Consider the following 22708-nt stretch of genomic DNA (forward strand, 5'->3'; position numbering starts at 1 on the left):
TTTATTATTTACTGTTTTGCAACAAGGTTATAACGCCATCCACCACCTGAGCCATTTTCTGATAATTGAGTCTGTCTGCGGTATCGCCAGGTAAGTGATATTGTTTATTACGATAAAAAGCGGTGTCAGTAATCATTACGGCGGGAATATCGTGTTGCCAATAATTAAGGTGGTCGGAGAAATCGATACCGGGAATAAAACCAGGTGCATTAATAGAATAAACAGGCAACTCTTTTGCTGATAACAACGCAGATTTTACCTGACGCACAGCGCTGATACCCTGCACTCTGCCGACGACAGCAATAAAATCACCATGGTCGGGATAAAGCCAGGACATGACAGAGTAAGGGTAATCCTGACTCCCAGGTGCGGAGTCGTAATAACCTATCATCTCCAGTGCTATCATTAATTTCACCGGACGCTCAAGCGAAGCGGCGTGTACCGCGCTCCCCATTTCATTGCTACGAAAGAAGGGCGGTTCTTCCGACGCATAGGCGACCAGTTGCACACCTATTTTCGGCGCTTGCTGCTGTAACAAACGTGCCAGTTCGAGTAATCCTGCCACGCCGCTGGCGTTATCATCCGCACCCGGCGTATAGGTTAATTGATCGTTTTCGTAACTGCTGGCAGAGTCATAGTGCGTACCAATAATAATCTGCGGTCCATCGGTAGGACCATAATCAGCAACAATGTTTTTGTAGGGGCTACCAGTAATGGGGACATCCTGCCCGGTAACTCTGGCGCCGCTACTGACAAAGACCTCTTTTATATACTCTGCGGACCTATTCTGATTATCAATATTGTCGGCACTACGTGGATGCACAGTTTGTGTAAGATAACGAACTGTTTTTTCTAATTGCTCGGGACTTGCGTGCTGGGGCGTTGGCGGTAATGCATTGACCCAGGGTTGGTAAAAAACAATCAGAGGAAGTGAAAACAGGAATAATATAAAAAAGGAAAAGGTTATTTTTTTCATATATAAATTGTTGATAGGTTTCGTTGTTGAATCATTATTTGTTATAGGTTTCGAGATCGTATTTTATTAAGATTGGCCGGATTATACAAAGAGTCTATTTTATGTCTGGTGGTTGAGTTTATTTAAAAGGATTTTATATGCGAAATAAAAATATAATCATGTTGCTTATTAGTAGTTTGATTTTGTCAGGATGTAGGCCGGAATCTGATGATAAGGAAAGTCAGCAACAACAATCTACTACACCCACAGACCAGCAAGTACTTGCCGCGCAACAAGCGGCAACAAAAGTGGCGGAGCAAAGAGCCGCCGCCGCTAAAGCAAAAACCTTAGCCCAGCATGAAGCGCAACAATCCTCAGACAAACAGGCTTTGCAGGGGCGATTACAGGAAGCGCCAACATTTGAAAGAGCGGCTAAAGCAAAAGCTACACGTATCGCAAATCCAGGAACCGCTCGCTATCAGCAGTTCGATGATAATCCGGTTAAGCAGGTAGCGCAAAACCCGTTGGCGACGTTTAGCCTTGACGTCGACACCGGCAGCTAACTCTGAATGGGCAAAAAGCATCAATTGATAAGTTACGCTATGCCCCGGATAACAAATCAGCGAAATCAGATAAAGCGAAAGAACTGGCCTGGTTAAAGATTCGTTGGAAATACCCGCAGGGAAAAGAAAGTCAGTTAGTTGAATTCCCGTTGGCACCCACAATAAACGCACCGTCAGAAGATATGCGTTTTCGCGCAGCAGTCTCTGCGTATGGGCTAAAATTGCGCGGTTCTGAATACCTGAATAATACATCTTGGCAGCAGATCGAACAGTGGGCGCGGCAAGCAAAAGGACCGGATCAACAAGGCTACAGAGCGGAATTTATTCGTCTGATTGGGCTGGCGGAAGATCTGGACAATTCACAAAACTATAAATGATAAATCTGTTTGCCGGATATCGACATCAAGCGTATTCGGCAAACAGATGAAAAATAAATGCGTTGGCATCATTAAATTAATCTGCCAACTAACCACCGCTTTCGACTTAAATGCTAAACACCGCGAAATCGCTCGCCAGTTCAGTTGCCGGGAAAATCGTCCGGCACTCGTGTAACAAGTGCTGACAGCCTTTATCATCATAGCGCGAACTAACATGGGTAATGATTAGCTTATCGACACCAGCTTCACGGGCCAGTGCCGCCGCCTGGCGTGTGGAGCTGTGGCCGCGACTGTTGGCTTTGGCCTCCATCGCCAAATCCAGAGTCGCTTCGTGAACCATTACGTCGACACCTTTGGCCAGCGCCAGCGCGGCATCGCAAGGACCAGTATCGCCGAAAATGGCGATCGCTTTTCCTGGTGTAGGCGCGACTAAGTAATCAGCGCCGTTAATCTGCCGACCGTCTTCCAGTGTGACAGTTTTTCCGGCTTTCAAATCCTGAAACAATGGGCCTGGCGGTACGCCTGCAGCCTTTAATGCCCGGGCATTCAGCGCACCAGGCTTATCATGTTCTTCTACGCGATAGCCGTAACATTCCAGCGGATGTTCCATCGGATAAGCTGTCACTTTACGCAAGCCATCATCAAGAATTTCGCCTGCGCTAATTTCAATAATCTCCAGTGGATAATCGGTCCACGAGCCACTAATGCGTAACGCTGTCTCAACAAATTCACGGATACCTTTCGGACCATAAATGGTTAAGGGTTGCACAATACCTGACATGGAACGACTGCACAGCAAACCGGGCAGGCCGAAAAGATGATCGCCATGAAGATGGCTAATAAAAATCCTGTCCAGTTTGCCGGGATTAAACACCGTGTGCAGCATTTGGTGTTGAGTGCCTTCGCCACAGTCAAATAACCAAAGTCCGGCCTGGGTCGGATGTTGCAGATTGAGCAATATCGCCGTGACATTACGCGCCCGGGTCGGAACTCCCGCCGAAGTACCTAAGAAAATTAATTCCATAAGACCATCACATTTCTAAAAATAATCCGGCTAGTATAAGGCATACAACCAAAAGGAGCGCATCATGATCGACTGGCAGGATCTTCATCACTCTGAATTATCGGTTTCTCAGCTTTATACCTTATTACAACTGCGTTGTGCGGTATTCGTTGTCGAACAAAACTGTCCTTATCAGGATGTCGATGGTGACGATCTGGTAGGGGAAAATCGTCATATTCTCGGCTGGCAAAACGGGAAACTGGTAGCGTATGCGAGGATTCTGAAAAGTGATGATGATCTCGAACCGGTGGTGATTGGTCGGGTGATTGTCAGCGAAGCGTTGCGGGGCGAAAAAGTGGGGCAGCAACTGATGAGTAAGGTGCTGGAATCATGTACGCGCCACTGGCCGGACAAGGCGATTTATCTGGGAGCGCAGGCGCACTTACAAAACTTTTACCGCAGTTTTGGCTTTATCCCCGTAACGGATATCTACGAGGAAGATGGTATTCCCCACATTGGGATGGCGCGCGAAGTCATTCAGGCGTAATTGATAACCGTTGTCTATAGTTAGTGGCAGGTTTTAAGCAAATGGAGAACGAGAATGTCTAATCAATTTGGTGATACACGCATCGATGACGACCTGACGTTGCTGAGTGAAACACTGGAAGAAGTGCTGCGCTCCTCTGGCGATCCCGCCGATCAGAAATATGTTGAGCTGAAGGCGCGAGCAGAGAAGGCGCTGGATGATGTGAAAAAAAGAGTCAGTCAGGCTTCAGACAGCTATTACTATCGGGCGAAGCAAGCGGTTTATCGCGCCGACGACTACGTTCATGAAAAACCGTGGCAGGGGATTGGCGTTGGCGCTGCGGTTGGTTTGGTATTAGGACTGTTGCTGGCACGCCGTTAAAACCTCCCTACACTGGGGTACTGCATTTTTTTTGCAGTACCCCGTATAATGTGAGGCTTTTAACAGGGAGAGGTCCGCGTGCAATCACTCACTACGGCGCTGGAAAATCTATTGCGCCATCTGTCGCAAGAGTTTCCAGCGACGCCCGGCATTCGGGTTTTTGATGTTCCTTTCCCATTAAATGACGCCTTTGATGCCTTAAGCTGGCTGGCCAGCCAGAAAATGTATCCGCAATTTTACTGGCAACAACGCAATGGTGATGAAGAGGCTGCCGTGCTGGGTACAATAGCCAGCTTTTCGTCGCTGGCGCAGGCGCAGCGTTTTCTCCGACAACACCCGGATCACACCGACTTGCGTATCTGGGGACTGAATGCGTTTGACCCTTCCCAGGGCAATTTACTCCTCCCGCGGTTGGAATGGCGACGCTGTGCAGGCAAAGCGACCCTTCGACTGACCCTTTTCAGCGAAAACTCCCTTCAGCAAGACGCACATCAGGCAAAGGAATACATTGCTGCTCTGGCAAACATTAAACCGTTGCCAGCTCTGCATTTAACCATCATCCAAGAAAATCACTGGCCGGACAAACCAGCCTGGACGGGGTTAATTAAACTGGCGACTGACACCATTGCTGAAGGTGAACTGGATAAAGTGGTGTTGGCGCGGGCGACCGACCTGCATTTCTCCGATTCAGTTAACGCGGCGGCAATGATGGCTGCCAGTCGTCGGTTGAACCTGAACTGCTACCATTTCTACATGGCCTTTGATGGCGAAAGCGCGTTCCTGGGTTCATCTCCTGAGCGGCTTTGGCGGCGGCGTGACAAAGCGTTGCGTACTGAAGCACTGGCGGGAACGGTGGCGAATCATCCTGATGATAAACAGGCGCAGCAACTGGGCGAGTGGCTGATGGCGGATGATAAAAACCAGCGCGAGAATATGCTGGTGGTGGAAGATATCTGCCAGCGATTACAGAGCGACACCCAGGCGCTGGATGTTTTACCGCCGCAGGTGCTTCGTCTGCGTAAAGTGCAGCATCTGCGTCGCTGTATCTGGACCTCGCTTAATACGGCAGATGATGTGGTTTGTCTGCATCAGTTGCAGCCAACGGCAGCGGTGGCAGGTTTACCGCGCGATTTGGCACGGCAGTTCATCGCCCGGCACGAACCGTTTACCCGTGAATGGTATGCGGGTTCTGCGGGCTATCTCTCATTACAACAAAGCGAATTCTGCGTTTCCCTGCGCTCGGCGAAAATCAGTGGCAATGTCGTGCGATTGTATGCCGGAGCGGGTATTGTCCGAGGCTCAGACCCCGAACTGGAGTGGCAGGAAATCGACAACAAAGCGGCAGGACTGCGCACTTTATTACAATTGGAATAGTAATGAGTCGCATCATTACCGATTCATATCAATAATCTCTTTTTGTAGCTCCTTATACTTAGCCGCAATATTGATACCGGACAAACTCATGTCAGTAAGCGCATTTAACCGACGCTGGGCGGCGGTCATTCTGGAAGCATTAACACGTCACGGCGTCAGACACGTCTGCATCGCCCCTGGCTCTCGTTCTACGCCATTAACTCTGGCGGCGGCGGAAAATTCCGCTTTCATTCATCACACTCATTTTGATGAGCGTGGGCTGGGGCATTTGGCGCTGGGGCTGGCGAAAGTCAGCAAGCAGCCGGTGGCGGTGATAGTGACTTCCGGCACGGCGGTAGCGAATCTCTATCCGGCACTGATTGAAGCTGGGTTAACCGGAGAAAAACTGATCCTGTTAACCGCCGATCGTCCTCCGGAATTGATTGACTGCGGCGCAAATCAGGCAATTCGTCAGCCGGGCATGTTCGCCTCTCATCCTACGCATAGCATTTCACTGCCGCGCCCGACGCAGGATATTCCTGCCCGTTGGCTGGTTTCTACTATCGACCATGCTTTAGGCACGCTGCATGCGGGTGGAGTCCATATCAACTGCCCGTTTGCCGAACCGCTTTATGGCGAGATGGACGATACCGGACTTAGCTGGCAACAACGTCTTGGCGACTGGTGGCAGGGCGACAAACCGTGGCTGCGTGAAGCGCCTCGTCTTGAGAGCGAAAAACAGCGCGACTGGTTCTTCTGGCGGCAAAAGCGCGGCGTGGTGGTTGCCGGGCGCATGAGTGCGGAAGAGGGCAAAAAAGTTGCCCTGTGGGCGCAAACACTTGGCTGGCCGCTGATTGGCGACGTGCTGTCGCAAACCGGGCAGCCGCTGCCGTGTGCCGATCTCTGGTTAGGCAATGCCAAAGCGACCAGCGAACTGCAACAGGCGCAGATTGTCGTGCAACTGGGGAGCAGCCTGACCGGTAAACGGTTACTGCAATGGCAGGCAAGCTGTGAACCAGAAGAGTACTGGATTGTTGATAACATCGAAGGGCAGCTTGACCCGGCACACCACCGTGGACGTCGCCTGGTCGCCAATATTGCCGACTGGCTGGAGCTGCATCCGGCTGAAAAACGCCAGCCCTGGTGCGTGGAGATCCCGCGTCTGGCTGAACAGGCAATGCAGGCAGTTGTTGCCCGTCGTGATGCGTTTGGCGAAGCGCAACTGGCGCATCGCATCAGCGACTATTTGCCTGAACAGGGGCAACTGTTTGTCGGTAATAGCCTGGTGGTACGTCTGATTGATGCGCTTTCGCAACTTCCGGCAGGTTACCCGGTATATAGCAACCGTGGGGCCAGCGGAATAGATGGGCTGATTTCTACCGCCGCAGGCGTTCAGAGGGCTAGTGGTAAACCGACGCTGGCGATTGTGGGCGATCTCTCTGCTCTTTACGATCTCAACGCGCTGGCACTATTGCGTCAGGTTTCCGCGCCGCTGGTATTAATTGTGGTGAACAACAACGGCGGACAAATTTTCTCGCTGTTGCCGACGCCGAAAAGCGAGCGCGAGCGTTTCTATCTGATGCCGCAAAACGTCCATTTTGAGCACGCTGCCGCGATGTTTGAGCTGAAATATCATCGTCCGCAAAACTGGCAGGAACTTGAAACGGCACTTGCCGACGCCTGGCGCACTCCGACCACCACGGTGATTGAGATGGTGGTTAACGACACCGACGGCGCGCAAACCCTCCAGCAACTGCTGGCGCAGGTAAGCCATTTATGATCCTGCACGCACAGGCAAAACACGGCAAGCCAGGTTTACCCTGGCTGGTGTTTTTGCATGGTTTCTCCGGCGATTGCCTCGAATGGCAGGAAGTCGGCGAGGCGTTTGCAGACTACTCGCGGTTGTATGTTGATCTTCCAGGTCACGGCGGTTCGGCGGTAATTAGTGTCGATGGATTTGATGATGTCACCGACTTACTGCGTAAAACCTTTGTTAGTTACAACATCCTTAACTTCTGGCTGGTGGGGTACTCGCTCGGTGGACGGGTGGCGATGATGGCGGCTTGTCAGGGGATGGCGGGGCTTTGTGGCGTGATTGTCGAAGGTGGGCATCCCGGGCTGCAAAATGCTGAACAACGCACGGAACGTCAGCTTTCCGATCATCGCTGGGCGCAGCGTTTTCGCACAGAACCGTTAACGGCGGTATTTGCCGACTGGTATCAACAGCCTGTTTTTGCCTCGCTCAATGACGATCAACGCCGGGAGCTGGTGGCGCTGCGCAGCAACAATAACGGCGCAACCCTTGCCGCGATGCTGGAGGCCACTTCTCTCGCCGTCCAGCCTGATTTACGTGCTAACCTTAGCGCCCGCACATTTGCGTTTTATTATTTATGTGGTGAACGTGACAGCAAATTCCGCGCTCTGGCGGCGGAACTGGCTGCCGACTGCCATGTCATTCCTCGCGCCGGACATAACGCGCATCGGGAAAATCCCGCTGGCGTAATCGCAAGTCTGGCGCAGATCTTGCGTTTCTGACTAAAGGACACAATATGATTTATCCTGATGAAGCAATGCTTTACGCACCGGTTGAATGGCACGACTGCTCCGAAGGTTTCGAGGACATTCGTTATGAAAAATCCACCGACGGTATAGCAAAAATCACCATTAATCGTCCGCAGGTGCGCAATGCCTTCCGTCCTCTGACGGTAAAAGAGATGATCCAGGCGCTGGCGGATGCCCGTTATGACGACAACATCGGCGTGATCATTCTGACTGGCGCGGGCGATAAAGCGTTCTGCTCCGGCGGTGACCAGAAAGTACGTGGCGACTACGGCGGTTATAAAGATGATTCCGGCGTACATCACCTCAACGTGCTGGACTTCCAGCGTCAGATCCGTACCTGTCCGAAACCGGTTGTCGCGATGGTGGCTGGCTACTCCATCGGCGGCGGTCATGTTCTGCACATGATGTGCGACCTGACTATCGCGGCAGATAATGCCATCTTCGGTCAGACTGGCCCGAAAGTCGGTTCCTTCGACGGCGGCTGGGGCGCTTCCTACATGGCTCGCATCGTCGGGCAGAAAAAAGCGCGTGAAATCTGGTTCCTGTGCCGTCAGTATGATGCAAAACAGGCGCTGGATATGGGCCTTGTGAACACCGTGGTGCCGCTGGCCGATCTGGAAAAAGAGACTGTCCGCTGGTGCCGCGAAATGCTGCAAAACAGCCCGATGGCGCTGCGTTGCCTGAAAGCTGCACTGAACGCCGACTGTGACGGTCAGGCGGGTCTGCAGGAACTGGCGGGTAACGCCACCATGCTGTTCTACATGACGGAAGAAGGTCAGGAAGGTCGCAACGCTTTCAACCAGAAACGTCAGCCTGATTTCAGCAAATTTAAACGGAATCCGTAATGCGTAGCGCGCAGGTATACCGCTGGCAGATCCCCATGGACGCGGGGGTGGTTCTGCGCGACAGGCGGTTAAAAACCCGCGACGGGCTATACGTTTGCCTGCGTGAGGGCGAGCGCGAAGGGTGGGGGGAGATCTCCCCACTGCCGGGCTTCAGTCAGGAAACCTGGGAAGAGGCGCAAAGTGTGCTGCTTGCCTGGGTACATAACTGGCTGGCAGGCGATTGCGAGCTACCACAGATGCCTTCCGTCGCCTTTGGCGTAAGCTGCGCGCTGGCTGAACTGGCAGATACGCTCCCGCAGGCGGCCAATTACCGTGCTGCGCCGCTGTGTAATGGCGATCCGGACGATCTGATCCTCAAACTTGCCGATATGCCTGGCGAGAAAGTGGCGAAGGTCAAAGTGGGATTGTACGAAGCCGTGCGCGACGGCATGGTGGTCAATCTTTTGCTGGAGGCAATTCCGGATCTGCATTTGCGTCTTGACGCGAACCGCGCCTGGACGCCGCTGAAAGGCCAGCAGTTTGCCAAATACGTTAACCCGGACTATCGCCACCGCATCGCGTTTCTCGAAGAGCCGTGCAAAACCCGCGATGATTCGCGTGCGTTTGCCCGTGAAACCGGCATTGCCATTGCCTGGGATGAAAGCCTGCGCGAGCCGGATTTTGCCTTTGTGGCGGAAGAGGGCGTGCGTGCGGTGGTGATCAAACCCACGCTCACGGGCAGCCTGGAGAAAGTCCGCGAGCAGGTGCAGGCGGCGCACGCGCTGGGGCTGACGGCGGTGATCAGTTCTTCCATTGAGTCGAGCTTAGGCTTAACGCAACTGGCACGGATTGCTGCCTGGTTAACGCCAGACACCATTCCGGGTCTGGACACGCTGGATCTGATGCAGGCGCAGCAGGTTCGTTGCTGGCCGGGTAGCCCGCTGCCATTAGTGGAAGTTGATGCACTGGAGCGGCTGTTATGATCTTCTCTGACTGGCCGTGGCGTCACTGGCGGCAGGTGCGGGGAGAAGCCATCGCCTTACGTCTTAATGACGAGCAACTCAACTGGCGCAAGCTTTGTGCTCGCGTCGATGAATTAGCCTCCGGCTTTGCGGCGCAGGGTGTGGTTGAGGGCAGCGGCGTAATGTTGCGGGCGTGGAATACGCCGCAAACGCTGCTGGCCTGGCTGGCGTTACTGCAATGTGGGGCGCGGGTGCTGCCCGTGAATCCACAACTGCCGCAACCGTTGCTTGAGGAATTGCTGCCAAATCTCACTCTGCAATTTGCGCTGGTGCCGGAAGGGGAAAACACGTTTCCGGCGTTAACGTCGCTGCACATTCAGCTGGTTGAAGGCGCACATGCCGCTGCGTGGCAGCCGACGCGCCTGTGCTCAATGACGTTAACCTCTGGCTCCACTGGCTTGCCGAAAGCCGCAGTTCATACTTATCAGGCCCATCTTGCCAGTGCCGAAGGGGTGTTATCGCTGATTCCGTTTGGCGATCACGATGACTGGTTGCTCTCTTTGCCGTTGTTTCACGTCTCTGGTCAGGGAATTATGTGGCGCTGGTTATACGCTGGTGCGCGGATGACGGTACGTGATAAACAGCCATTGGAGCAAATGCTGGCAGGCTGTACTCACGCTTCACTGGTGCCAACACAGCTCTGGCGTTTGCTGGTTAACCGCAGTTCAGTTTCCCTGAAAGCGGTGTTACTTGGCGGCGCGGCAATTCCGGTTGAGTTGACGGAGCAGGCGCGCGAGCAGGGCATTCGTTGCTTTTGCGGCTATGGTCTGACGGAGTTCGCTTCCACGGTTTGCGCGAAAGAAGCGGACGGCCTGGCTGACGTCGGTTCGCCTCTGCCGGGGCGGCAAGTAAAAATCGTTAACGATGAAGTGTGGCTGCGGGCTGCCAGTATGGCAGAAGGTTACTGGCGTAACGGGAAACTGGTGCCGCTGGTTAATGACGAAGGCTGGTACGCCACGCGCGATCGCGGTGAGATGCATAATGGCAAGCTGACCATTGTCGGACGTTTAGACAATCTGTTCTTCAGTGGTGGCGAAGGCATTCAGCCAGAAGAAGTCGAACGTGTGATTGCCGCGCATCCTGCGGTTTTGCAGGTGTTTATCGTCCCCGTTACTGACAAGGAGTTTGGTCATCGACCGGTAGCGGTGGTGGAGTATGACCACGAAACCGTTGATCTTAGCGAATGGGTGAAAGACAAGTTGGCCCGTTTTCAACACCCGGTGCGTTGGCTGACGCTTCCGCCGGAGCTGAAAAACGGCGGCATTAAAATTTCACGTCAGGCATTAAAAGAGTGGGTGCAACGCCAGTATTAATAAATCATTAGTTTCATCTCTCATTTCCGCTATTCCATTGCCATTGATAATGAGTTTATCTGTTAATCTGTAAATTAATGTGACAATTCTTATCAGACAGGATAGTGCAATGGAATGGCTGGTTAAAAAATCATGCAGCGATAAACAAGACAACAGACATGTACTGAAGCTTTGTGATACTGGCGGCACGATAAAAATGATTGCCGAAGTGCAAACTGACTTTAGCGTTAAATCAGGTGACCTGCTTTCTCCGCTACAGGATGCGCTTTATTGCATCAACCGGGAAAAACAGCGCACGGTGAAAGTCATTTCGGCGAGCAGTTATAGTGTTGAAGAATGGGGGCGACAATGTCAGTCTGGCTGCAAAAGTTAGCAGCGTTGTTTTGCTGCTGGTAGAAAAATCAGCGTTAATCCACCCATAATACAGGCTACGCCCAGCATAGCCTTCAACGAGAAGGTCCCTTCCCAGCCGGGAAGTACCATTGATGCAATCCATACCAGTACATAACTCATACTCAGTAAGGCATAGGCTTTGCTGAGTGCCAGCCGATGCAACGCCTTATACCAGCAAAAAACGGAGATCAGATAGCCAACCAGGCCGACGACCAGCATCCGGGCACCGAAATCAAAAGTAAAAAGCGCCGCGATAAAATTCCATAATTGCGTCATCGGCGGTAGATGATTCGCCGCAAAACCGAGGCTTAATTGCGCAGCAGAAGCAATAATGACGCTGAATAATCCCCACATCAGGCCCATTACACCGTACTCCCGAGAATCACAATGCCGCCAATAATGAAGGCCACCCCACACCAGTGACGAAAAGACACTGGTTCGTGCCACAGTTTTACTGCTGCCAGCGTCACCCAGACAAAATTCAGGCTCAACATTGGATAGGCAATGCCTACCGGCACGTTCTGTAATACCAGCAGCCAGAGCACCATTGCCAGCCCCAGACACATCAATGCCAGCGCCAGCCACAGTGCAATATGTTTGCGCCGTTTACTTATTGCCACAAAGCGAGTTGCCTGTTTCTGGCAGAGCTGCCCGGCTACGCTAAGCAGGCTGGCAAAGACTAAAATCAGCCAGATCATTTGGGCCGATACTGAATGAGCACCAGACGCCCCTGATGATCGATAGCATCTGCAGGTGGAATGGCAAGGCTGTTGATATCCTCATCGCGGTCTACCGAAAGCACGAGAGTAATAATCCCCTCCTGGCGATGTTGAGTAAGCCAGCTGGCGAAATCATCACCGCTGACAAATCTGCCTTTCGCATCCGGATAATTGAGGCCATATTTCAACTCCCCCGTCTGGCGATACATGATGATGTCATCGCGTTGCAGACTCCATGCCAGACCTGCGGCAACACCGACGCTATCCGTAAGAATATAGCGGCTCGGCTGGAGTGATTCTTGCGTCATCTCGACAAAAAATTGCGGATGTTTGCCTTCCATGACTCTATCGGGGATCGCAATACCCACGAGCAACGCCAGCCCCAACGGACAAAGCGCCGCAAAGGGCCAGTTTTTTTCCACGTTCGTTAACGTATACCAGCCGAAAAATGCCCACAGCGAAAAAATCGACCATGCGCAAAAGACCTTATAGATTTCGAAAGCCTGCCAGACGGGTGTGCCCATGGGGCCCCAGGGCGAAACGATAAACGTGGCAATAATGCCAGTGACGCCAAATGCGATATTGATCCAGCCATTAATCCGCAACGCCAGAGGATTATTTTTTGCTGCCTGCAACGCGTAATACGCCACCAGTATTGCCAGAGGCGCAAAGCAGGAAAGAATATAGGTCGGCAGCTTGCCTTTAGCGACGGAGAAAAACAGCAGTGGCATCACCGTCCAGCTCAAGAGATAGACGGTTGCGGAATGGTTGCGGTTTTTCCAGCCAGAACGCAGCGCACCGGGGAGTAATCCCAGCCATGGCAGGCTACCGGCAATGATGATAGGCAAGTAGTACCAGAACGGGGCTTTATGTTGGGCATCATCCATCGCAAAGCGTTGAATATGCTCAATCCAGAAAAAATAGTGCCAGAAGTCAGGCTCCCGTTGCGCTATTGCTAACCCCCAGGGGAGAACCGTCAGTACACAACTGATGATTGCCAGCCAGCCGTAAATAAAGAAATCTTTCCAGCGTTTTTGCGTCGCCACCCATGGCAGCACGCTTAATACCGGCACGGCGAGGGCGAGAAAACCTTTGGTCATTACCCCCATACCGCAGGTGATTCCCAGCAGTAAAAATCCCGCGCTTTTGCCTTTCCACGTTTGCGCATCCATTGCCAACCAGAAGCTACACATTCCCGCCACCAGCCAGAATGCAATAAACGGATCGAGCACGGCGTAAGTGCCGATGGCGTAGACAATAAGCAGCGAGAGATAAATCACAGCGGCGAGTAGTGCCAGACGTTTATCGCGCCATAAGCGCAGAGTAAACCAGGTCACCAGCGCGGCGGTTAACAGAGTCGCAAAGATAACACCTGCTCGCACACCAAAGTTATTCGCGCCAAACAGCCATTGCCCAATACTGTTAATCCAGTATCCGGCAATCGGTTTTTCGAAATAACGTAGCCCTAACAGATGGGGCACAATCCAGTCGCCGGAAGCCAGCATTTCCCGACTGATTTCCGCATACCGCGTTTCATCAGGTTGCCAGAGCAGGCGATAATTAATCGGTAAGAGATAATAGACGGTAATAAACGCAAATAATGCGGCGTAATAGCGAATGGATTTCATGGACGAGTTCCCGCAACTTGTTGGCAACCCAGCCAGCCTTCACGTCCAGCGATTCTTCCACGCACCACATGTCCGAGCGGCAACGTCTCCGGCAGCAGCTCGCCTAATGGACAAAAAGTAATGCCTTCACGGGCGGCACGCTTCAGGAGATCAACAAAATCAGGATGATAAGCACAACCTTCAACTTCAGCATGGATGGTATAAACCGGCGTCCCTTTATCTCGCAGGATGCGGTTGAGTAGCCAGCCGTTAAAATCTTGCGCTTTCACATCCCGGCCAATCACTTCATCCCAGGTAGGTAATGTCACTGGAATTTGTGCAGTGCCAGGTTTTCCTGATTCGAGCAAGGGACGAAACGGCATCGCCCCACGACAATCGCTGTTGTAGCGCAAATGGAACGCTTCTTTTGCTTCGATCACCTGTTGGTCGGCACGCCAGCCAGCGGCAGCGGAGCAGGTTATCGGTTGGCCGATAATCTCTTCCAGGGTGCGAAGGCCGCGGGCAATATCATCGACCATTGTTTGCCGATCCCAGTTGCCGCTATGGGCTTGCCAGGCGTGGTGATCCCAGGCGTGCAGGCCGACTTCGTGGTATTTAGCCGCTTCACGAATGATATCGGCATTGGCATGACCAATCTCTTTTCCTGGCCATGCCGTACCTGCCAGTAAAATATCCCAGCCATAAAGCGATGCCGCGTTTGAGCGCAGCATCTTCCACAAAAACTGGGGCTTCACCAGTCGCCAGAGATGGCGGCCCATATTGTCCGGGCCGACGCTGAAAAAAATGCTGGCCTGAATATTATGCTTACTTAAGGTTTCCAGCAGACGTGGCACCCCTTCGCGGGTGCCACGAAAAGTATCGACATCAATACGTAAACCTACTTTGGTCATGATGACTTATCCGTAAGATCGACAGTGCGCAGGAAGAAATCCAGCGTCTCATCGATGGTTTCCTGCATATCAATTTTCGGTTCCCAGCCGAGGCAACGGCGGGCATTGCGGATGCTCGGTTTACGATGCTCTACGTCCTGATATCCTTTGCCGTAGTAGCTGCTACTTTCTACCACGCGAAAGCCCGCAAACGGTGGGAAGTGATGGCGCAGCGGATGTTTTTCGAAGCTCGCCAGCAGCATCTCGCCGAGCTCTTCAATACTCGCTTCGTTATCAGGATTGCCAATGTTGATAATTTCGCCGTCGCAGCGATTTCCCGCATTTTCGATAATGCGGTATAACGCTTCGATTCCATCGCGAATATCAGTAAAGCAGCGTTTTTGTTTTCCGCCATCAATCAGCTTAATCGGTGAACCTTCCACCAGATTGAGAATGAGTTGCGTAATAGCGCGTGAGCTACCAATTCGCGCCGCATTAAGGTTATCCAGTCGTGGCCCCATCCAGTTAAACGGGCGGAAGAGGGTGAACTGCAACCCCTCTTTTTCGCCATAGGCCCAGATCACCCGATCAAGTAATTGTTTTGATACTGAATAAATCCAGCGTGGTTTATTCACCGGGCCGACGATTAAATTAGAATGGTCCTCATCGAAGTATTTATCGCTACACATCCCATAAACTTCTGAAGTCGACGGGAAGATGATTCGCTTACGGTACTTCACGCAATAACGGATAATGCGCAGATTCTCTTCAAAATCGAGTTCAAATACGCGTAGCGGGTTGCGGGTATATTCAATCGGCGTAGCTATCGCCACCAGCGGCAACACGACATCACATTTTTTGACGTGATACTCAATCCATTCGGAATGAATGCTGATATCGCCTTCAACAAAATGAAAATGCGGATGATTCAGAAAACGGCTTATCGCGTCGCTGCCAATATCCAGACCGTAAACTTCATAGTGATCTTCGCGCAGCAGGCGTTCTGTCAAATGGTTACCGATAAAGCCATTCACCCCGAGGATGAGTACCCGGGTACGGCGTCGGGCGGCACAGGCAGGCTGGCTATTCAAGCGTGAACCTTGCACCAGGCCCAGTGTCTGCGCTAATTGTGAGCCCTGCATAGTAATGCCGTCGCCCGCTTGTCCGGTGACGATTTCCAGCGCGCCATCGCCACAGGCAATCAGCAACGGCGCAACAGAATTCACGCTTCCCGGCTGCGCTGCGGATGTATGAGGATGTACGCGTGACGACCAGACGGTAAATTTTTGATTACCAACATAGCTGAAGGCACCCGGCCACGGATCGGCGACGGCGCGGACCATGTTATGCAATACGGCTGCCGGTTTGTGCCACTCGAGGAAGCTGTCTTCTGGTGTTCTGCGACCAAAACAGGTGGCTTCGTTCTCGCGTTGGGCTATTTCCAGAATCTTACCGTGTTTAATGGCGGGTAACGTCTGTTCCAGCAACTGACGCGCGGCATGGCACAATTTATGATGCAGCGTAATGGCGATATCATCTGGCGCAATGGCAACGCGCAGTTGGGCAACAATGGCCCCGGCATCGGCACGTTTAACCATTCGGTGCAATGTAACGCCCGTTTCCGTTTCACCGTTCACCAGCACCCAGTTCAGCGGCGCGCGACCACGATATTTTGGTAACAGCGAACCATGCAGATTAAATGCACCTGCGGGAGCGAGCTGCAAAATCTCATCGCTAATGAGATGGCGATAATAAAAAGAGAAAATCACCTCTGGTGACAGTTGGGCAATGCGTTCCACCCACAGCGGATGATTAATGTTATCCGGCGCGTAAACCGGAATGCCTCTTTCCGCCGCCAGGCGAGCGACCGAACCATAAAAGGCTTTTTCGCCAGGATTATCAGTATGGGTAAAAATGGCGCTAATTTCGTAACCGGCAGCCAGCAGGGCTTCAATACCGAGGCATCCCATATCGTGGTAGGCAAAAACGACGGTTTTCATTATTCATTTTCCTTGCTGGATGGACGGATAACTTGCTGAACAAAATAGCGGGGGCGGGCGCGGACATCGGTGTAGATCCTGCCAATATATTCACCGAGCAATCCCATGCCGATAAACTGAGCGCCAATAAAAGTAAACAGCACGGCAAATAGCATAAAGACGCCTTCCGCGGCCCATTGTGGTCCGAAGGTCAGGCGTAAAATCACCAGCAGTACCGCAATGCTGAAACCCCCAATCGCAATCACGCTGCCGAGAAGACTCAGCATACGTAGCGGTGTGGTCGTGAGGCAGGTCACCAGGTCGTACATCAAATTAATCAGGCGCATAAAGCTGTATTTAGATTCGCCATACTCACGCTCGGCATGATGCACCGGAATTTCAATGGCGCGGCGAGCGAAGATATTCGCCAGAATCGGGATAAAGGTGCTGCGTTCATGGCAGTGCAACATGGCATCGATAATATGACGGCGATAGGCGCGTAACATACAGCCATAGTCGCCCATCGCTTTGCCGGTGGTGCGCTGAATAAGTCGATTAATCATCTTCGATGCCGTTTTACGAAACCAGGTATCCTGGCGATTCTGGCGCACAGTACCCACTACGTCGTAACCTTCATCGGCTTTTTCTACCAGACGGGGGATCTCCTCTGGCGGATTCTGGAGATCGGCATCGAGGGTAATAATTAAGTCGCCGGTAACGTGGCTGAAACCTGCCATGATCGCTGAATGCTGTCCGTAATTACGATTAAGCAAAATAGACACGATGTGGCTGCCCTCTGCTTGTGAGGCATCGACGAGCATTTGTGCGGAATTATCGCTACTGCCGTCATCAATCAGCAGGATCTCATACTCTTTCCCCAGCGATTCACAGGCTGCGGTGGTGCGCCTGATTAATTCCGGTAAGCTTTCCTGCTCGTTATAGACGGGAATAACCACCGAGACTTTCTTAACAGGGTGGATTTCAAACATGGCTTATTGTCCTGCGAGTTGCTGAAGGGCAGCGATGACGCGGTCGGCATCGGCGGTGGTCATATCTGGAAAAAGCGGCAACGAACAGATGCGTTCGCTGTTCCATTCGGTATTCGGTAACGACAGTGTGGGAAAACGCTCGCGATAATATTTTTGCGTGTGAGCGGCGCGGAAATGTAACCCGGTGCCTATGCCTTTTTCTTTTAACGCTTCCATCAACGCATCGCGGCTGATACCACAACGTTGTTCATCAACACGAATAATAAACAGATGCCAGGCGTGAATGTGCGGCCATGCGGGAAGGCTTAAAGGCTGGAACGGGAGAGCTGCCAGTGCTTGCTGATATTGCAGGGCAATTTCCCGACGACGGGTGTTGAGTTGCTCTAATTTGGCTAACTGTGTCAGGGCAATCGCGGCGTTAATATCGGTCAGATTGTACTTATAGCCTGGCGTTAATACTTCTGCCTGCGGTGCACGGCCCCAGGTTTGTCTGTCATATGCATCGACGCCCAGACCATGAAATTTCAGCATCCGTAGCTGGCGGGCGAGGTTTTCATCATCAGTAACAATCAGGCCGCCTTCTGCACAGGTAATATTTTTGATGGCGTGAAACGAAAAAATAGCAGTACCTTTCGCACCAATATGTCGGCCTTTGTAATACGTACCGACGGCATGGGCGGCATCTTCAATAACCGCGATACCGTAACGTTCGCCAATGGCGCGAATGGCGTCAATATCTGCTGGCGCACCGGCATAATGCACTGGAATGATGGCTTTGGTACGCGGCGTAATGGCTGCTTCGATCGCTTCAGGCGTGACCATCAGCATATCGCGATCGACATCTACCATTACCGGCGTAGCGCCCAACAAAGAAATCATATTAAGAGTTGATACCCAGGTCAGAGAAGGCGTGATCACTTCATCGCCAGCACCTATCTCCAGCGCCATCAGCGTAATATGCATTCCGGCTGTGGCTGAACTGACCGCGATGGCATGTTGGTTTCCCGTCAACTGGCAAAAGGCTTGTTCAAGCGCCTGATTCTTCGGACCTGTGGTGATCCATCCAGATTCGAGAACATCTTTAACCGCAGCGAGTTCTTCCACACCCATTGCCGGACGTGAAAAGGGCAAAAAATCTGACATTATTATTCCTTCGGCCATTGAATACTTTTCCCATCTATTCACTAATATTGGTTATAGGGAGCGTTATATGTATTTTGCCATTTGGCGTAAAATTCTAAGGGTAGAATATTAATTTAACCTTAAGGAACTAATATAGTACTTAAATATTAGTTTTTTTCGTTTTTTTATCTTTTTCAGGCTTTTCATTTGACAAGATTTAAGGCATTTTGCGTGCATCGTAATGTTTTAATACTATCCCCAGCCCCTATTTTCCGGTGAAAATGTTATTTTTTTTCACGGTCATTTAGCTGGCTACGCGTGTCTATAGGTGGAGCTTAAGTGTTAGCTTTTTGTCGGACTTCGATGAAGTCTAAAAAATATATCTTCATTTTACTGGTGCTTGCTGTAATTGCCGGGTTGGGTAGTCATGCAGCCTGGAGTAGCAATGGGTTACCACGAATCGACAATAAAACGTTGGCCAGGCTGGCGCAGCAGCATCCGGTGGTGGTTCTGTTTCGCCATGGAGAACGCTGCGATCGTTCCTCCAATCAATGCTTGTCAGACAAAACAGGTATTACGGTAAATGGCTCTCAGGATGCGCGTGAACTGGGCAAAGCCTTCAGCGCAGATATCCCTGATTTCGATCTTTATTCCAGTAATACCGTTCGGACTATTCAGTCGGCAACCTGGTTTTCTGCGGGCAAAAAACTGACGGTAGATAAACGACTGCTACAATGTAGTAATGAGATTTATAGCGCAATTAAAGACTTACAAAGTAAAGCGCCTGATAAAAATATTGTTATCTTCACCCACAATCACTGTCTGACGTATATCGCGAAAGATAAACGTAACGTGACATTTAAACCAGATTATCTGGATGGACTGGTGATGCATGTGGAAAACGGTAAAGTTTTACTGGATGGGGAATTTGTCAATCACTGATCTTTGAATCTGACAGCCAGTAATGGCTGTCATCACTATCACAGAAGACCCTTCAAACGTAATGTTTTCTTGGTCGCAACATTCAAATCGTATTGCGCCAGATCTTCAGGTTTTACCCACGCGTATTCCTGAAACTCTTCGTTTATTTTCACTTCACGGTTGGCAGAAACACAATCAAAGATCAGGTAAATCATATAAATCTCTTCCTTACGACCATCTGCATATGTCTTAGTGCGAATGTCATCGCTGAAAGTCCACGGAGTGATGTCGGTAAGAATCAGTTGCTCGCCTAACTCTTCTCTGATTTCACGGCGTAATGCTTCTTCAATACGTTCGCCAGGTTCCACGCCACCACCCGAAAGCGCCCATTGACCCGGGAAAACGCCGCGATCGTCAGCCATTTTGCATAGCAGATAAGCACCATCATTTTGAATCAAAGGGCAAACAATAGTCCGTTGTCGCACAGGGATGTTCCTTATAATCGAAAATAAACCAAGAGAATACGGCAACTCAGAAATATGCGAAAGTGACATTAGTCTCTTTTGCGATGATAACTGCGCTGATTATTATTTTGGTTTATAACGTAAATCATGTTTATTTTTTCGGCGTTAAATTATTAAAGACGTATTTAGTTACAATAAGTTAGCAGATCGCTTTTTTCACGCATTGAATCCTCTGCGTCAGGCAGTACAATCCCGCAGCTTTGGGGAATGTTGATTATCTTCTTGCGGAAAAAGGTAAAAATGAAAAAATTTGCGCTACCAGTTCTGGCTGGAATGCTGTTGGTTTCTGCATCGGCAAATGCGATAAGCATCAGCGGCCAGGCAGGTAAGGAATACACCAATATTGGCGTCGGTTTCGGGACCGAGTCTACGGGACTGGCGTTAAGCGGTAACTGGACACATAACGACGACGACGGTGATGTCGCGGGCGTGGGGTTGGGCCTGAATCTTCCTCTGGGGCCGTTAATGGCAACTGTAGGTGGGAAAGGTGTTTATACCAACCCGAATTACGGCGATGAAGGCTACGCGGCAGCAGTCGGTGGTGGTTTGCAGTGGCAAATTGGCGACAGCTTCCGTCTGTTTGGCGAGTATTATTACTCTCCGGATTCGCTCTCCAGCGGTATTCAAAGTTATGAAGAAGCGAATGCTGGCGCGCGTTATACCGTTATGCGTCCAGTCAGTATTGAGGCAGGCTACCGTTATCTGAACCTGTCGGGGAAAGACGGCAATCGCGATAATGCCGTGGCTGACGGCCCTTATGTCGGGGTTAACGCCAGCTTCTGATACCTTCCGGCGCGGCGTTCTGTCGCGCCATTCAGTTTCTTACTACGCCTTATCTCCCTTTGCGTTATAGTGATTCGATAACAAAAGCAGGAGATAACCATGTTAAAAGTGGAAATGCTATCCACCGGGGATGAGGTGTTACACGGGCAAATCGTTGACACGAATGCAGCCTGGCTGGCCGACTTTTTCTTTCATCAGGGCTTGCCGCTATCTCGCCGTAATACGGTAGGCGATAACCTTGAAGATTTAGTCACCATTCTTCGAGAGCGCAGTCAGCACGCCGATGTGCTGATCGTCAACGGCGGACTGGGGCCAACCAGCGATGATTTAAGCGCGCTCGCTGCTGCGACAGCAAAAGGTGAAGGTCTGGTGCTACATGAAGCCTGGCTTAAAGAGATGGAACGTTATTTCCGCGAACGTGGTCGCGTGATGGCGCCGAGCAACCGTAAACAGGCAGAATTGCCAGCGAGTGCCGAGTTCATCAATAACCCCGTAGGCACCGCCTGTGGTTTTGCCGTGCAGCTTAATCGTTGCCTGATGTTCTTTACCCCCGGCGTACCGTCAGAATTTAAGGTGATGGTCGAGCACGAAATCCTGCCGCGCCTGCGCGAGCGTTTTTCTTTACCGCAGCCGCCGGTTTGTCTGCGTTTGACTACCTTTGGTCGTTCGGAAAGCGATCTGGCACAAAGCCTGGACACTCTACAACTGCCGCCGGGCGTAACAATGGGCTATCGCTCCTCGATGCCGATAATTGAACTGAAGCTGACCGGACCGGCAAGCGAGCAACAGGCGATGGAAAAACTGTGGCTGGACGTTAAACGTGTTGCCGGACAGAGCGTGATTTACGAAGGCACCGAAGGACTGCCCGCGCAGATCAGTCGCGAATTGCAAAACCGCCAGTTCAGCCTGACGTTGAGTGAGCAATTCACCGGTGGTTTATTGGCTTTGCAACTTTCTCGCGCAGGTGCGCCATTGCTGGCGTGTGAAGTGGTTCCTTCACAGGAAGAGACTCTGGCACAAACCGCGCACTGGATTACAGAACGGCGGGCCAACCATTTTGCCGGGCTGGCACTGGCTGTTTCGGGGTTCGAGAACGAATATCTCAACTTTGCGCTAGCCACGCCGGACGGCACTTATGCTCTGCGCGTACATTTCAGCATTACGCGCTACAGTCTGGCTATTCGTCAGGAAGTGTGTGCAATGATGGCGTTGAATATGCTGCGCCGTTGGCTGAACAGTCAGGACATCGCCAGCGAGCACGGCTGGATTGAGGTTGTTGAGTCCATGACCTTATCCGTCTGATCAGTCATTCTGTGCCGGTTTACTGCACCGGCACATTCCCCTCCCGCAAATTTGTCCAACCTGTTGTACTCAATAAGAAAAAATCCGTGCGCTGATTCACAAATTTGTGCGTAATTTCTCCAGTCCGCTGGACGAGAAACGGGATTTGATGCGCTTCACAATTTTACTCACCCTGAGCGACGAGACTGATTCCAGTATCTAAGACTGGAGTCCAGTATGTTGGAATCAAGCAAAGTACCCGCCCTGACACGGGCTATTGATATTCTCAATCTGATTGCCCGCATTGGCCCTTGTAGTGCTGCAACGATCATTGACACATTGGGGATCCCGAAAAGCACGGCCTATCTGCTGCTTAACGAACTTAAGCATTCATCGGATCCGCGCTGCGGGTAAAGCGGCTGGTTTTCTGGCTGTGGCTCCTGATATGGCGCAGCAATGTTTGGCGTGGGGAGCGAACTTTGTCGCTGTTGGCGTTGACACGATGCTCTATAGCGATGCCCTGGATCAACGACTGGCGATATTTAAATCAGGCAAAAATGGGCCACGCATAACAGGAAGTTATTAATATCAACGGCCCATAGGGATTACCTGTGGGCCGGT

The 22708-nt window shown here is 51.5% G+C and carries 22 protein-coding genes and 3 pseudogenes; 15 read left to right on the forward strand and 10 right to left on the reverse strand.

The genetic code is table 11. The annotated features are described in order from the left end of the window. Nucleotides 1-4: 4 nt before the first annotated feature. Nucleotides 5-976 (reverse strand): M28 family metallopeptidase, encoded by a 972-nt coding sequence (locus FEK42_RS01045; RefSeq protein WP_135492843.1) that lies wholly within the window; start codon nt 974-976, stop codon nt 5-7. 137 nt (nt 977-1113) lie between these two features. On the opposite strand from FEK42_RS01045, the pseudogene FEK42_RS01050 reads away from it, so the two are divergent. After that, nucleotides 1114-1895: pseudogene (locus FEK42_RS01050) on the forward strand (von Willebrand factor type A domain-containing protein). 106 nt (nt 1896-2001) lie between these two features. On the opposite strand, the gene rbn reads toward FEK42_RS01050, so the two are convergent. After that, a complete protein-coding gene (gene rbn, locus FEK42_RS01055) occupies nt 2002-2919 on the reverse strand; it encodes a ribonuclease BN (protein WP_135492842.1) in 918 nt (305 codons plus the stop codon). A 64-nt stretch (nt 2920-2983) separates the two neighbouring features. On the opposite strand from rbn, the gene FEK42_RS01060 reads away from it, so the two are divergent. The 9 genes from FEK42_RS01060 to pmrD all read left to right on the forward strand — a co-directional run bounded on the left by FEK42_RS01060 (nt 2984) and on the right by pmrD (nt 11252). After that, nucleotides 2984-3445, forward strand: a complete 462-nt coding sequence (locus FEK42_RS01060; RefSeq protein ID WP_131162033.1) for a GNAT family N-acetyltransferase — start codon at nt 2984-2986, stop codon at nt 3443-3445. A gap of 54 nt (nt 3446-3499) precedes the next feature. Beyond that, complete coding sequence (gene elaB / locus FEK42_RS01065) at nt 3500-3805, forward strand: stress response protein ElaB (protein WP_000070621.1); 306 nt, start codon at nt 3500-3502, stop codon at nt 3803-3805. Nucleotides 3806-3883: 78 nt separating this feature from the next. Next, nucleotides 3884-5179 carry an isochorismate synthase MenF gene (gene menF, locus FEK42_RS01070; RefSeq protein ID WP_135492841.1) on the forward strand — a complete coding sequence of 432 codons (1296 nt, stop codon included), beginning with the start codon at nt 3884-3886 and terminating at the stop codon, nt 5177-5179. Nucleotides 5180-5267: 88 nt separating this feature from the next. After that, nucleotides 5268-6938: a 2-succinyl-5-enolpyruvyl-6-hydroxy-3-cyclohexene-1-carboxylic-acid synthase gene (gene menD, locus FEK42_RS01075; protein WP_135491662.1), complete on the forward strand. Its 1671-nt coding sequence runs from the start codon at nt 5268-5270 to the stop codon at nt 6936-6938. Then, nucleotides 6935-7693, forward strand: coding sequence for a 2-succinyl-6-hydroxy-2,4-cyclohexadiene-1-carboxylate synthase (gene menH, locus FEK42_RS01080; protein WP_135492840.1), 759 nt, complete (start codon nt 6935-6937; stop codon nt 7691-7693). Before menD ends, menH begins: the two co-directional genes overlap by 4 nt. A 14-nt stretch (nt 7694-7707) precedes the next feature. Then, nucleotides 7708-8565, forward strand: coding sequence for a 1,4-dihydroxy-2-naphthoyl-CoA synthase (gene menB / locus FEK42_RS01085; protein ID WP_000639996.1), 858 nt, complete (start codon nt 7708-7710; stop codon nt 8563-8565). Then, a complete protein-coding gene (gene menC, locus FEK42_RS01090; protein ID WP_135410201.1) occupies nt 8565-9527 on the forward strand; it encodes an o-succinylbenzoate synthase in 963 nt (320 codons plus the stop codon). Before menB ends, menC begins: the two co-directional genes overlap by 1 nt. Further along, nucleotides 9524-10879 carry an o-succinylbenzoate--CoA ligase gene (menE, locus tag FEK42_RS01095; RefSeq protein ID WP_135492839.1) on the forward strand — a complete coding sequence of 452 codons (1356 nt, stop codon included), beginning with the start codon at nt 9524-9526 and terminating at the stop codon, nt 10877-10879. The genes menC and menE overlap by 4 nt, the downstream gene beginning before the upstream one ends. A gap of 109 nt (nt 10880-10988) precedes the next feature. Then, on the forward strand, nt 10989-11252 hold the full coding sequence (pmrD, locus tag FEK42_RS01100) for a signal transduction protein PmrD (protein WP_130260550.1): 264 nt from the start codon (nt 10989-10991) through the stop codon (nt 11250-11252). Here the strand turns inward: pmrD and arnF are convergent. The 7 genes from arnF to arnB are packed head-to-tail and all read right to left on the reverse strand — an operon-like array spanning nt 11249 to nt 18599. Beyond that, nucleotides 11249-11635, reverse strand: coding sequence for a 4-amino-4-deoxy-L-arabinose-phosphoundecaprenol flippase subunit ArnF (arnF, locus tag FEK42_RS01105; RefSeq protein ID WP_130260549.1), 387 nt, complete (start codon nt 11633-11635; stop codon nt 11249-11251). The genes pmrD and arnF overlap by 4 nt on opposite strands. Continuing rightward, entirely contained in the window at nt 11635-11970 is a 336-nt protein-coding gene (gene arnE, locus FEK42_RS01110; RefSeq protein ID WP_130207182.1) for a 4-amino-4-deoxy-L-arabinose-phosphoundecaprenol flippase subunit ArnE, read from the reverse strand. Before arnE ends, arnF begins: the two co-directional genes overlap by 1 nt. Further along, nucleotides 11967-13619 (reverse strand): lipid IV(A) 4-amino-4-deoxy-L-arabinosyltransferase, encoded by a 1653-nt coding sequence (gene arnT, locus FEK42_RS01115; protein WP_138211708.1) that lies wholly within the window; start codon nt 13617-13619, stop codon nt 11967-11969. Before arnT ends, arnE begins: the two co-directional genes overlap by 4 nt. Then, nucleotides 13616-14509, reverse strand: a complete 894-nt coding sequence (arnD, locus tag FEK42_RS01120) for a 4-deoxy-4-formamido-L-arabinose-phosphoundecaprenol deformylase (RefSeq protein WP_130207178.1) — start codon at nt 14507-14509, stop codon at nt 13616-13618. Before arnD ends, arnT begins: the two co-directional genes overlap by 4 nt. Further along, nucleotides 14506-16488 (reverse strand): bifunctional UDP-4-amino-4-deoxy-L-arabinose formyltransferase/UDP-glucuronic acid oxidase ArnA, encoded by a 1983-nt coding sequence (gene arnA / locus FEK42_RS01125; RefSeq protein ID WP_135492838.1) that lies wholly within the window; start codon nt 16486-16488, stop codon nt 14506-14508. The genes arnD and arnA overlap by 4 nt, the downstream gene beginning before the upstream one ends. After that, a complete protein-coding gene (arnC, locus tag FEK42_RS01130) occupies nt 16488-17456 on the reverse strand; it encodes an undecaprenyl-phosphate 4-deoxy-4-formamido-L-arabinose transferase (protein ID WP_130257477.1) in 969 nt (322 codons plus the stop codon). The genes arnA and arnC overlap by 1 nt, the downstream gene beginning before the upstream one ends. Nucleotides 17457-17459: 3 nt before the next feature. Then, nucleotides 17460-18599 carry a UDP-4-amino-4-deoxy-L-arabinose aminotransferase gene (gene arnB, locus FEK42_RS01135; protein WP_130260546.1) on the reverse strand — a complete coding sequence of 380 codons (1140 nt, stop codon included), beginning with the start codon at nt 18597-18599 and terminating at the stop codon, nt 17460-17462. Between the two features lie 318 nt (nt 18600-18917). Here arnB and ais point away from each other — a divergent pair, with 318 nt between their 5' ends. Further along, on the forward strand, nt 18918-19520 hold the full coding sequence (ais, locus tag FEK42_RS01140; protein WP_130260545.1) for a lipopolysaccharide core heptose(II)-phosphate phosphatase Ais: 603 nt from the start codon (nt 18918-18920) through the stop codon (nt 19518-19520). Between the two features lie 38 nt (nt 19521-19558). Here the strand turns inward: ais and nudI are convergent, their stop codons facing one another. Continuing rightward, on the reverse strand, nt 19559-19984 hold the full coding sequence (gene nudI, locus FEK42_RS01145) for a nucleoside triphosphatase NudI (protein ID WP_130207172.1): 426 nt from the start codon (nt 19982-19984) through the stop codon (nt 19559-19561). 279 nt (nt 19985-20263) lie between these two features. Between nudI and FEK42_RS01150 the strand changes: the two genes are divergently transcribed. The 4 genes and pseudogenes from FEK42_RS01150 to FEK42_RS01165 form a co-directional block, all read left to right on the forward strand. Further along, a complete protein-coding gene (locus tag FEK42_RS01150; protein WP_135492837.1) occupies nt 20264-20806 on the forward strand; it encodes a YfaZ family outer membrane protein in 543 nt (180 codons plus the stop codon). A 99-nt stretch (nt 20807-20905) separates the two neighbouring features. Then, nucleotides 20906-22108, forward strand: coding sequence for a nicotinamide mononucleotide deamidase-related protein YfaY (locus FEK42_RS01155; RefSeq protein WP_138211709.1), 1203 nt, complete (start codon nt 20906-20908; stop codon nt 22106-22108). A 216-nt stretch (nt 22109-22324) separates the two neighbouring features. Then, a pseudogene (locus FEK42_RS01160) lies at nt 22325-22474 on the forward strand (helix-turn-helix domain-containing protein); the annotation flags it as partial. Then, a pseudogene (locus tag FEK42_RS01165) lies at nt 22473-22673 on the forward strand (aldolase/citrate lyase family protein); the annotation flags it as partial. The pseudogenes FEK42_RS01160 and FEK42_RS01165, both read left to right, overlap by 2 nt. Between the last annotated feature and the right edge of the window lie 35 nt (nt 22674-22708).

Source organism: Escherichia sp. E2748 (assembly GCF_005781125.1).
Taxonomy (GTDB): domain Bacteria; phylum Pseudomonadota; class Gammaproteobacteria; order Enterobacterales; family Enterobacteriaceae; genus Escherichia.

Bases quoted from the DNA above. Each gene is read 5' to 3' on its own strand.
- FEK42_RS01060 (WP_131162033.1), top strand. From the start codon at position 2,984: ATGATCGACTGGCAGGATCTTCATCACTCTGAATTATCGGTTTCTCAG.
- arnT (WP_138211708.1), bottom strand. From the start codon at position 13,619: ATGAAATCCATTCGCTATTACGCCGCATTATTTGCGTTTATTACCGTC.
- elaB (WP_000070621.1), top strand. From the start codon at position 3,500: ATGTCTAATCAATTTGGTGATACACGCATCGATGACGACCTGACGTTG.
- pmrD (WP_130260550.1), top strand. From the start codon at position 10,989: ATGGAATGGCTGGTTAAAAAATCATGCAGCGATAAACAAGACAACAGA.
- FEK42_RS01155 (WP_138211709.1), top strand. From the start codon at position 20,906: ATGTTAAAAGTGGAAATGCTATCCACCGGGGATGAGGTGTTACACGGG.
- menB (WP_000639996.1), top strand. From the start codon at position 7,708: ATGATTTATCCTGATGAAGCAATGCTTTACGCACCGGTTGAATGGCAC.
- menD (WP_135491662.1), top strand. From the start codon at position 5,268: ATGTCAGTAAGCGCATTTAACCGACGCTGGGCGGCGGTCATTCTGGAA.
- arnC (WP_130257477.1), bottom strand. From the start codon at position 17,456: ATGTTTGAAATCCACCCTGTTAAGAAAGTCTCGGTGGTTATTCCCGTC.
- menE (WP_135492839.1), top strand. From the start codon at position 9,524: ATGATCTTCTCTGACTGGCCGTGGCGTCACTGGCGGCAGGTGCGGGGA.
- arnB (WP_130260546.1), bottom strand. From the start codon at position 18,599: ATGTCAGATTTTTTGCCCTTTTCACGTCCGGCAATGGGTGTGGAAGAA.
- arnA (WP_135492838.1), bottom strand. From the start codon at position 16,488: ATGAAAACCGTCGTTTTTGCCTACCACGATATGGGATGCCTCGGTATT.
- menH (WP_135492840.1), top strand. From the start codon at position 6,935: ATGATCCTGCACGCACAGGCAAAACACGGCAAGCCAGGTTTACCCTGG.
- rbn (WP_135492842.1), bottom strand. From the start codon at position 2,919: ATGGAATTAATTTTCTTAGGTACTTCGGCGGGAGTTCCGACCCGGGCG.
- FEK42_RS01150 (WP_135492837.1), top strand. From the start codon at position 20,264: ATGAAAAAATTTGCGCTACCAGTTCTGGCTGGAATGCTGTTGGTTTCT.
- menC (WP_135410201.1), top strand. From the start codon at position 8,565: ATGCGTAGCGCGCAGGTATACCGCTGGCAGATCCCCATGGACGCGGGG.
- FEK42_RS01045 (WP_135492843.1), bottom strand. From the start codon at position 976: ATGAAAAAAATAACCTTTTCCTTTTTTATATTATTCCTGTTTTCACTT.
- arnE (WP_130207182.1), bottom strand. From the start codon at position 11,970: ATGATCTGGCTGATTTTAGTCTTTGCCAGCCTGCTTAGCGTAGCCGGG.
- arnF (WP_130260549.1), bottom strand. From the start codon at position 11,635: ATGGGCCTGATGTGGGGATTATTCAGCGTCATTATTGCTTCTGCTGCG.
- arnD (WP_130207178.1), bottom strand. From the start codon at position 14,509: ATGACCAAAGTAGGTTTACGTATTGATGTCGATACTTTTCGTGGCACC.